Annotated in this window: 6 protein-coding genes; 1 reads left to right on the top strand and 5 read right to left on the bottom strand. The window is 40.4% G+C overall.

Going from position 1 to position 11066, the window contains the following annotated elements; translation table 11 throughout:
- Positions 1–370 precede the first annotated feature (370 nt).
- The 5 genes from AC07YT_RS09510 to AC07YT_RS09490 form a co-directional block, all read right to left on the bottom strand.
- Positions 371–586, bottom strand: coding sequence for a PLDc N-terminal domain-containing protein (locus tag AC07YT_RS09510; RefSeq protein ID WP_086548757.1), 216 nt, complete (start codon positions 584–586; stop codon positions 371–373).
- Positions 587–603: 17 nt separating this feature from the next.
- Positions 604–2355 (bottom strand): ABC transporter ATP-binding protein, encoded by a 1752-nt coding sequence (locus tag AC07YT_RS09505; protein ID WP_086548758.1) that lies wholly within the window; start codon positions 2353–2355, stop codon positions 604–606.
- Positions 2356–2456: 101 nt separating this feature from the next.
- Positions 2457–5723, bottom strand: a complete 3267-nt coding sequence (locus AC07YT_RS09500; protein WP_494945293.1) for a TonB-dependent receptor — start codon at positions 5721–5723, stop codon at positions 2457–2459.
- Between the two features lie 171 nt (positions 5724–5894).
- Complete coding sequence (locus AC07YT_RS09495) at positions 5895–7211, bottom strand: amidohydrolase family protein (RefSeq protein WP_086548759.1); 1317 nt, start codon at positions 7209–7211, stop codon at positions 5895–5897.
- Positions 7201–10221: an amidohydrolase family protein gene (locus tag AC07YT_RS09490; RefSeq protein ID WP_086548760.1), complete on the bottom strand. Its 3021-nt coding sequence runs from the start codon at positions 10219–10221 to the stop codon at positions 7201–7203. The genes AC07YT_RS09495 and AC07YT_RS09490 overlap by 11 nt, the downstream gene beginning before the upstream one ends.
- 112 nt (positions 10222–10333) lie before the next feature.
- On the opposite strand from AC07YT_RS09490, the gene AC07YT_RS09485 reads away from it, so the two are divergent.
- Positions 10334–10777, top strand: coding sequence for a cytochrome B (locus AC07YT_RS09485; protein WP_086548761.1), 444 nt, complete (start codon positions 10334–10336; stop codon positions 10775–10777).
- Positions 10778–11066 lie beyond the last annotated feature (289 nt).

Below are 11066 nucleotides of genomic sequence, written 5' to 3'. Positions count from 1 at the left end.
ACAGCGGCACTTCGTTTTGTGTTCAGTACCTTTTATAAGCTGAGAATCATGATTATTGAACACAAAACCACTGCGTTTAAGGTTTGGTAGTGCTATTTGTTCTATTCTGTAACTGTTTTTTTGATTTTTCTGCCACTTGGGATTGACGAAGTTCTTCGGCAAAGCCTGAACTTTATTAACGTTAGTTAGCAAGATGCATAAAAACCCAAATCAAAAGATGTATCTACATGATAGGATGAATCGGGAGATTTCCTCTGCTATCCCCCATGCAAAACTATCGACGCCCGCATGATATTTAACTTTTATTGTGCCTTAGTTTCTTGGTGGTGAAAAACAAAAATGGTCCGCGAGACACGGAGCATGGCGAAAATTAAAACTTCTTATTCTTACCCCAGATCAAATAGATAATCGAGCCTAGAAATGGAGCGAAAAGGATTATGATAAACCAAAGCACCTTTACCGAGAAACCCATGCTGCTGTTTCTCGATATATGGTACAATGCGACTAATATTAGCGCCAGCCAAAGTATGGCTGCTATAATAATGATCATTGCAATCTGGTTGCTTTCTGCTTGTGCTAGTAACATAATAAAGATATTGTTCCTTAAGCTTCAACAACTCTTTCGCCAATTTGTTGGCGCCACATGGCCTGGTACAATCCGTTTTGTGCAATTAATTCTTCATGTCTTCCTTCTTCAATGATGTTGCCTTTCTCCAGAACATAAATTTTATCAGCATGTTTTATGGTCGATAAACGGTGGGCAATCAAAATGGTAATGTGATCGGTTAAATCCGATACCGAACGGATGGTTTTGGTAATTTCTTCTTCCGTAATCGAATCCAGCGATGAAGTAGCCTCATCAAAAACCAAAATATCTGGCTGACGGAGTAATGCTCTGGCGATTGATAAACGTTGTTTTTCGCCACCAGAAACTTTAACGCCACCTTCGCCAATTAAGGAATCTAAACCTTTATCAGCTCTGGCTAAAAGTGTCTGACAAGCAGCTTGATTGAGCACTTTATAACATTCTTCATCCGTAGCATTGGGGTTAACAAACAACAGGTTTTCTCTTATCGTACCTGAAAATAACTGGGTGTCTTGCGTTACGAAGCCAATTTTCTCGCGTAAGGCATCCAAATCGATATCGTTACTTGGGATGCCATTATATAAAATCTCACCATCTTTTGCCGGATATAAACCAACCAATAGTTTGACCAGTGTACTTTTTCCAGAACCCGATGGGCCAACAAAAGCAATGGTTTGCCCGTGATGGGTTTTAAACGAAATATTATCTAAAGCATTTCTATTGGCGGTTAGGTGTTTGAAACCAACATTGTTAAAGGTGAGGTCTTTTATTTTAGCAATCGAAGTCGGATTTTCAGGTTTTTTATCGACCGGTGTGCTTAAAATCTTTTTAAAGTTACCCAACGAAACTTCGGCCTCGCGCCAGGTTAAAATCACATTACCCAGCTCCTGTAGCGGTCCGAAAAGGAAAAACGAGTAAAAAAGGAAGGAAAAATACTGTCCGGCCGAAATCGTATTGTCGAAAATAAGTAAAAGCAGCACCAGCACCATTGTACTTCGAACCAGGTTTACGGTAGTGCCCTGAACAAAACTCATACTGCGCACATATTTCACTTTTTTAAGTTCTAAGCCAAGGATTTTGTAAGTGGTTTTGTTCAAGCGGTCAATTTCCTGATCGGCCAAACCTAAACTCTTAACCAGTTCGATGTTTCTTAACGATTCAGTTGTCGAGCCCGCCAAAGCTGTGGTTTCGCCAACAATAGAGCGCTGGATGGTTTTAATCTTGCGACTTAAAAACCAGCTTACGAAACTGATAATCGGGATAGCCGAAAAGTAAACTAAAGTAACTTTGTAGCTTACCGAAACCGAATACACGATAACGAAAATCATCCCGATTAAACTGACAAAAAGGATACTAATAAAAGAGGTAATAAACTTTTCCGAATCTAACCGTACTTTCTGTAAAATACCCAGGGTTTCACCACTACGTTGATCTTCGAAAATCTGATAAGGCAGTTTTAAAGAATGCTGCAAGCCATCGGCATACATTTTCGCACCAACTTTCTGAACAATTACACTGGTGAAATAATCCTGAAAGTTTTTAGCAATCCGCGAAACCATGGCTGCGCCAATAGCCAGCCCGATTAAACCAAGAGAACCCCAAAGGTACTGGTTGTAGGTTAACGAATCTTTTTTATTGATAAAGCGGTCTAAAATGCGACCGGTGATATATGGATCTAAAAGTGAAAAACCAATATTTATGCCTGCCAGCAATAGCGCTAGGGCCACAATCCACTTGTGGTGTTTCAGGTAATTAAGTAATAATCCCATTAAGTTTTGCTGTTTGTTAATGCAAACATAAAAAAAGGGAACGGATAAAAATCCATTCCCCTCTTTTATGACTTTAAGCTAAGAAAATAGCTAAATCTTGTTTAAAATCCGTAACGTAAACCGATTTGTATTTGCCAAGGGTTACCCGACGGAGTAACGATGCCGGTGTTATTTACACGGTAAGTATAAGCTTTGTTTGTCGCATCAAATGCGCTAACCGCATATAAAGCCTGGTTGCCCAAAGTTTCATTTACACCCCATTTTTTGTTAAGTAGGTTTGCAAAATTAAATACATCTCCGGAGAATTCAATACTATGCTTTTTATTCAATTGTAGTTGATAGCTTAACTTTAAATCAACAATGCCAAAAAAGTCATTCACGCCACCATTTCGCTCAGCTATCTGACCAGAATATTTATTAATATAATCTTTTAAACTTTGGCTGGCGTCCGGATTATCCAATAATGCCTGTAAACCTGTGCGAATGTTTGCAGGAATATTTTGATTGTTTCTATCGAATACAAAAGCTAAATCATTTGTAGCCACAAAATCTCCATTAATATTGCCACCAGCCAATAAGCTATATCGTGTTCCACCAATACCAGAGTAACGAACGCCTAATCTAAAGCCATAAAAACTTGGCGACGTGCCATAAATAACAACCTTATTACGGAATTGATTATCTGAATAAGACATTTTGCTTAAATCCCTTGGATCATCTTTAACAGGTAGAGATAAAGTAGCAGAGTTTGCCACGTTGCCATTATACGATGTATTATCTTTTGTGTCGTTGTAGGTATAACTTGCAGAGATTTCTCCATCTTTAAAGTAGTTCCAGGTTGCATCTAAAACTACCGCGAATTGATTTACTTTACCTTTGCTATTTAATTCCAGTACACGACCGAATTGATTGGTTAAACGGCCGCCTTTCCAATCGGCAACGCCATTACCTGGAGCAACGCTTGCAATTGGTACGAAAACACCACGGTTACCTTCATTAGGTAGGGTAAAATATGGGTTGGCAGCCATGTTTCTATCTACATACATATAGTTATTACGTCCTAAGGTAGCATAACCGGTTATTCCAACCTTTAACTTATCGGTAATCAATTTACTGTAAGATAAGTTGGCTTTGTAAACTACCGGAATCTTGGCATCTTCTGCGTAAGTATTAATGGTTGGTACTTGTAACAATGGTAAAGAAGGCGTTTGCTCGCTTCCGTTTCGGTAACCAATAAAGTTTGGTTTTGGTACATCAGCACCAAAAACATCAACTGTTGCCAAATGTTTACCATCAAAGGTTAAGTTATTAATGGTTACATAGTTGTTAACATCCGAGCCGAAAATACCTGCTCCGAAACGAACAAAGTCTGTTCGGTTTTCGTTAATATCCCAGTTAAATTGAATTCTTGGTTGAATTAAAAATTGTTTTAATTCATGGTCTGTTCTCACACCAATAGCATCAAATAGTTGCTGATTAAGGGGCGATTTTGGGTAAGTGCTATAATCAATACGTAAACCACCTATAAAATCTAAACCTCTTGCTAATTTAGTCTGCATTTGGCCGTAAACAGCGGCGTTCCATATGCCGGCTTTAACAGTTGGGTCTGCAACCAAAGGTACTTCACGATAAAATCTGTTTGGAGCAAGGTTATTAAAGTTTGTAATCGCCGGAACTTCGATCTTTTTTGTAGGGTCATTTGGAAAAGCAGGATCTTGAATCTGAGAAGTTGAGTATTCGAAACGGCCATTAACTTCACTACCATAAAGAGATTTTGCATTGGTATACATCACATCAACACCAAATGTATATTTAACTTTATCCGTATTATAATAAAAATTATCTACCAATTGAAACACATTATTGGTAAAACCTTCTTGTCCGAAACGGTGGCCACCAATTTGTATTGCCGTAGAGATGCCCTTGGTGCCATCGGCAAGGTCAGACTTTATATTTCCAACAATTGCTCTTGGAATGGCACCTGTTAATTCATCATTTTGTGTACTCGCCTGGAAAGTATATAAATGTTGTATTTTTAATTCGTTAGTAATTTTACTGCTGATGGTTGAACGTAAAGTTGCCAATAAATTATTGTCGACATTTTTATCGTTACCGTAACTTTCGTAGAAATTTATCGTGGTGTTATCTGCTAAACCTAGCGGGTTTCTATCGTTTGTGTAATTATCACGAATGGTTAATAAATTTCTGTCATTAATTTGCCAATCTATACGGGCAAATGCAGCATCCGAACCACGCTTTTTGTCGAATGAACCATATTGAGGGGTATTTGCTACTCCATATTTCGTGCGGGCAACATCCAAAAACTGTGCTAAAGTACTATTGGTGATTCTGAAACGTGCTTCATCAGCAGGGCCATTAACGTCGGCAATGATTAATGGGCGGGCATCTTTCTGATGATCTAAACCAACGAAATAATGTAATTTATCTTTAATAATTGGCCCACCTAAAGTAAAGCCGTATTGATAAGTAGAGAAATCATTATCACGTTTTACGCCTCTAATATCATAACGGCTGGCTAACCAATCTGAACGGCCATAACCAAAAGCGCTTCCGCTTACTGTGTTTGTACCAGATTTAGTTACAGCGGTTACTGTACCGCCTCCGGCTCTGCCTAATGTAACATCATATTGATTGGTTACGACCTTAAATTCGCGGACAGCCTCAATAGAAATTGAATATGGCGCACCACTACGACTCGTGGTACTACCAGCCGAGGTTGGGTTTTTAGCATTCATCCCATCAATGGTATAATTGGTTGATGAACCTAACTGCCCCGAAATATTTCCGCCACGGCTTAAAGGAGATAAATCCATTAAGTTAGAAAAATTACGCCCGTTTACAGGTAATTGGTTCATGGTTTTGGCCGAAATTTCTGTAGAAGCACCAAAGTTTTGAACTTTGTTCCTCAAACCCGAAGCCACAACCTGTACCGCGTCTAAATCCTGCGAAGCTTCCTGCATGGTGATACCCACCTTAACCACATCGCCAAGGTTTAACATATAACCATTCCTGGTTTGCTCGCCAAAGCCTACATAAAGGGCTTTAACCGAATAAGGGCCACCCAATGGAAGCTCTTTAAAAGTATACTCGCCCTGGGCGTTGGTAGATGTTTTAGTGGTGAAACCTGTTGAGTTGTTTCTGATTTGAACCGAAACCCCGGGGATGGGTTTCTTTTGCTGATCGGTAATTACACCCGAAATGGATGCCTGGGTTGTTTGTGCCATTGCCGAATTGTTGGCAAAGCAAAAAAGCAACAATACTACAATAAGTAAATTTTTCATCATCATTTGTTTTTTAGGAATGATGAAGCTTGCCTGAGGTTTTTTGTGTGCCCTGGCAGGTTTCATCGTGAATAGTTTTCTGATTTTTTATGATGACAAAGATGTTAATGTGCTGTTAACTGAATTCTGATTTAATATTAATAATAGGTTTAGTACCTGGTGGTTTTTAGGCCTGATGTTAAAATAAAAAACGGCCAATAAATTAATATTGGCCGTTTGCGTTAAACTGGTGTTAACTTATTTCTTCTCAGTGATATATTTATCGCTGAATTTTTTATCCAGCTGTTTATGTAAATTATCCAGGTTGATATCTCTCCCCTGAATAAAAGCCTGCTCCACTTTGTTGGTGCGCATATCTAAAGCATCACCAGCAGAAATAAAGAAAGTGGCGTCTTTGCCCGTCTCGATACTACCTGTGGTTTTATCTACACCCATGGCTTTGGCCGCATTTAAGGTAATGGTTGACAAGGCTTTTTCTTTATCTAAGCCCCAGGCGGTAACCGTACCCGCCATAAAAGGCAGGTTGCGTTGCTGCCAGTAACCATCAATACTCAATACCACATTTAAACCAGCGTTGGCTAATACTGCCGCGTTTTTGTAAGGCATATTAACATCATCGTCATTGTTATTGGGTAAAGCATGAGGCTGTTTCACCACCAGCGTAATATTGTTTTCTTTTAAGAAATCGATTATCAGATAAGCTTCATCCGCACCGGTGATTACTGGTGTGATGCCAAATTTCCTGGCAAAATTAACTGCCGTAACGATATCCTTCTGACTCTCCGCCGCGATGAACAATTTTTCGTTACCCGCGAATACTTTTTTCATTGCTTCGAAACGGGTATTAATTACTTCTGGTTTACCCATTTCCGAATAGGCTTTGGCTTCGGCAAAGAAGGAGGTTAGCTGTGCAATGGCCGCCTGTGTTCTTTCGGCTAAGCTTTCCGGCGATTGCTGTGGACGACCAAAACCGCCAAAGCCACCTCTAAAACGTGGGGTAACCGGCCAGGTCATGTGCATGGCATCGTCGGTTTTAAGCGCTGCATCTTCCCAGTTCCAGGCATCAAGCTGCACCACTGATGAACTGCCCGAAACTGTGCCACCCTGAGGGGTTGGTTGTGCCATTAATACGCCATTGCTGCGTAATGTTGCCGGAACCTTCGAATCGGTATTGTAAGCCACTATAGAGCGGATGTGCGAATTAAAATCGCCGATTTCCTGAAAATCCAAGGTTGCTTTAACGGCTTCAATTTCTGTTAAACCCAAATTAGTGGTTGCAGCAATAAAGCCCGGATAAATGTGTTTACCTGTGGCTACAATGCGCATAACATCATCTTGTGGTACCTGTCCGTTGGCGGTAACCGAAATAATTTTCCCGTTCCCAAAAAGGATGGTGCCGTTTTCGATCACTGTTCCGTTGCCTACGTGTACGGTTGCACCCGTAATGGCGATGGTTTTACTTTGCTTTTTAGCTGGCGAAATGTTTGCCTGCGCAAAACACATCAGGCTTGTTGCCGATAAAGCCAGACTGAATAAATATTGTTTAGTGTGCATGTTCTTTCTCGGTTAATTCTGCTGAATAGTTTTCTAAAGTTTCGCAATTGTACAGGCGTGGGGCATCACCCATTGGGCGTTGTGTACGGCTACCTTTGCTTTTACTCTCTAACATCTTTTGGATCAGACGTGCTTTTTCTGCCTGCTGCGTTTTAATTACCTGTGCATCTTTCTCGATATCCCAGTAAGCAATACCATCTACAAAAGTTTTCTCTGCCCTGGCATAAATAGAAAGTGGATTAGCGGTCCAGATCACTACATCGGCATCTTTTCCTGCTTTTAAACTGCCCACTTTATCGTCGATGTGCAGCATTTTTGCCGGATTTAAGGTTACAAACTTAAAGGCATCTTCTTCAGGCACATTACCATATAATACTGATTTACCTGCTTCCTGGTTTAAGTGACGGGCCATTTCTGCATCATCAGAGTTGAAAGCGGTAGTTACGCCAACGTTATGCATGATTTTTCCATTGTAAGGAATCGCCTCGGCCACTTCGTTTTTATATGCCCACCAATCAGAGAAGGTTGAGCCCGCAATGCCATGTGCTTTCATTTTATCGGCCACTTTGTATCCTTCTAAAATGTGCGTAAAGGTATTAATCTTGAAGCCTAAGCTATCGGCTACATGGATTAACATGTTAATTTCGCTCTGTACATAAGAGTGGCAGGTAATGAAACGTTTGTTGTTCAGAATCTCCACAATGGCATCCAATTCTAAATCTTTACGTACACTGTTCCCTTTTACCGATAAAGCTTTTTGGTATTCTTTTGCGCGGGTAAATTCATCTACAAAAGTTTGCTCAACACCCATACGGGTAACCGGGAAACGGGCACCTGTACCGAAATTACTTTGTTTCACGTTTTCACCCAGGGCAAATTTAATGAAGCCGTCAGCGCCTGCAAATTTCAATTCCTCTGGCGATTTCCCCCAGCGCAGTTTAATCAATTGCGATTGACCACCAATCGGATTGGCCGAGCCGTGCAAAATTTGTGAAGTGGTTACACCACCAGCAAGCTGGCGGTAAATGTTTACATCTTCGGAGTTGAGGATATCAGCAACGCGTACTTCAGCAGAAACCGATTGTGCACCCTCATTAATACCACCAGCACCTGCAATGTGCGAGTGCTCATCAATAATACCAGCGGTTACATGTTTGCCGGTAGCATCGATCACTTTTGCGCCGCTTGCCGACAGGTTTTTACCAACCGCTTTAATTTTTCCATTTTCTAAAAGTACATCCGCATTTTGGAGGATTCCGTCTTTTTCATTCGTCCAAACAGTTCCGTTTTTGATTAAAACCGTTTCTTGCTTTGGAAGTTCCGTGCTTCCGAAGGCTGAGAAAGGATAAATCACGGGGCCTAAAGCCAAAGTAGTTTTTGGTTCTTCTTTTTTAGGTGTTTCTTTCGCCGCTTCTTTATAGGTTGCGGTAAACTTTCCGCTAGTGCCATCGGCCAGCGCCGATTCGCCTTTTATCGTAACCGGGTTTGCCGAAGTGATGTAACCACTTAAACGAACATCACCTTTAGGGTTTTTCTTTAAATTGAAATTGATACTTACCCAATCGCCGTTTCTGGTAAAAGTGGCCGTAGTTTTTACACTATCTACACCAGTTCTTTCAATTGCAGCGGTCGATCCGCCACCTGTACCCGTAATTTTTAAGGTCAAAGCGCCAACACCATCAACATTTAGGTTATAGGTGCCACGTATATCACCCACATCCATTTTGTTTACAATGAAACGTTTGCCCTGTACCCAGTTTTCGAAAATAATGTTTCCGTTTTTGAACAGGTTATCAGAAGAGATTAAAAAGTTGGCTACTTTTCCTTTTTCCAATGAGCCTACCTTATCGCCGATGCCCAAAAGTGAGGCAGGGATTTCAGTAACCGATTGTAAAGCTTGTTTTTCGGTCAGGCCATTTTCTATCGCTGTGCGGATATTTGCCCAAAAATCGCGGCTGTTTTCTAAGCCAAATGCCGTTAGGGCAAATTTGATTCCTGCCTTTTCTAAACTTGCCGGATTGGTTGGTGCCAGTTCCCAACCCTTCATTTGCGATAAACTTACGTTTCTGGCTTCTGCAGGATCTTCCACATCATATGCCTTAGGGAAAGTTAAAGGAATAATTAAACTTGCACCCGTGGCTTTAACCTCATTTATCCGCTGGTATTCATCGCCGGTCGATTTAATGATGTATTTCTTGCCAAATTCTTTACCGATTTTATCGGCACGGAGGATATTCTGCCATCCATCTACTTCGAAAATTTGTGGAATGGTTTGCTGCTTGCCAAATTCGTCTAACGAGATATTATACTCATCTTTTTGTTTGCCGTACCATTGTGCATCATAATAGGTTTGGCGCAATAAAGCAATCGAACCCATTAACGAAGTCGGATAATCGTTTGATGATGTTCCTTTGTTGAACGAATAATTTGCTGCAGTCTGGTCCTTTAAAAATACGCTGTTATCGGTGCCTTCATTTAAAGTTACAGCTGCCGAAACACCACGCGCTATGCCATCGCGGTTAATTACGTTTACACTACCGAAGCCTACCTTACGTAGTTCATCTGCTTTTTTACTGTCGGTAGAAAAAATGTTTTTTACATAAGTTTCTGGTCGGATAGATTCGTTCCACCCGTAAGCGCCTTTTTTGGTCGATACGAAAATAGATTGTCGCTGACCTCCGAAACCACGCTGTTGTGCAGGCACTTCGCTAAGGCCATAACTGCTAAAGGCATCAATTAAAGATGGGTAAACAAATTTTCCTTTAAGATCGATTACAACATAGCCTTTAGGTACGGCTAAACCAGTACCAACACCTTGAATGGTTTGTCCTTTGATTAAGAGTGTGGCATTTGTAAGGGTTTGGTTGGCATTAACTACTATGGTTGCATTGGTAAAAGCAAACATTCCGGGTCTGGTATCAAAAGAACCGTTAACAGGAAAGGAGGTTTGCTGTGCAAACAGAAATGTAGTAGAAAATACCAGCCCAATGGCGAGTAAAATTTTCTTCATAATAAGTTTAGTGTTTAATTTGTTTAAAACTAATATAAATAAGCGTTCATTCTGCTGAATATCCTATTTTTTACAATTAATGTCTATTTTTGACTAAACATATTTGATAAAAATGTACAACATCTTAAAATCTGCGCACTCCGGATGGCGCTACATCGTATTAATTCTATTGGTTATTGCTGTAATCAATGCTTTGTCGGGCTGGTTTGGTAATAAAACTTACACAGAAGGTAACCGCAAGCTGAATGTATTTACACTGATCAGTGCACACATTCAGTTATTGATTGGTCTGGTATTGTATTTCTTGAGCCCCTTAACCAAATTGCCAATGAGCGATGCTATTGGTCGCTACTTTAAGGCTGAGCATACCGCTATGATGATTATTGCAATTATTTTAATTACGGTTGGTAATGCTAAATCGAAAAAAGTGACTGATGCTGTTGCAAAACACCGCACCATTGCCGTTTTCTTTGGATTGGCGTTGATCCTGATCATTGTTGCCATTCTGTTGATGGTTAAAGCTGTACCGGGAAGATCGTTTTTTGGGGTATCATAGGCAGAGCGCCAGGGGTATGGCGCAAAAGTGTCGTAAATGAGGATAATTTTGTGCTATAATCGACTTTGGACTATCGGCTAGCGAATTCCGACTGAATTTATTTTCATTATTATTTCCATTTTTCAAAATTCTTTATATTTTTGTTGCTCATGATCAACAATATACATACATGGCTTTGGCAAAGTAATTCGAACGAATTGCGCTGGCTGCGTATGAACAAAATATAGTTTATCAACCTAAACCTTATTAAAGAACCATTAAAGCCCGGCGTAGAACCACACGCCGGGCT

Source organism: Pedobacter sp. GW460-11-11-14-TSB4 (genome assembly GCF_059423705.1).
This window is presented reverse-complemented; position numbering and strand designations above follow the sequence as displayed.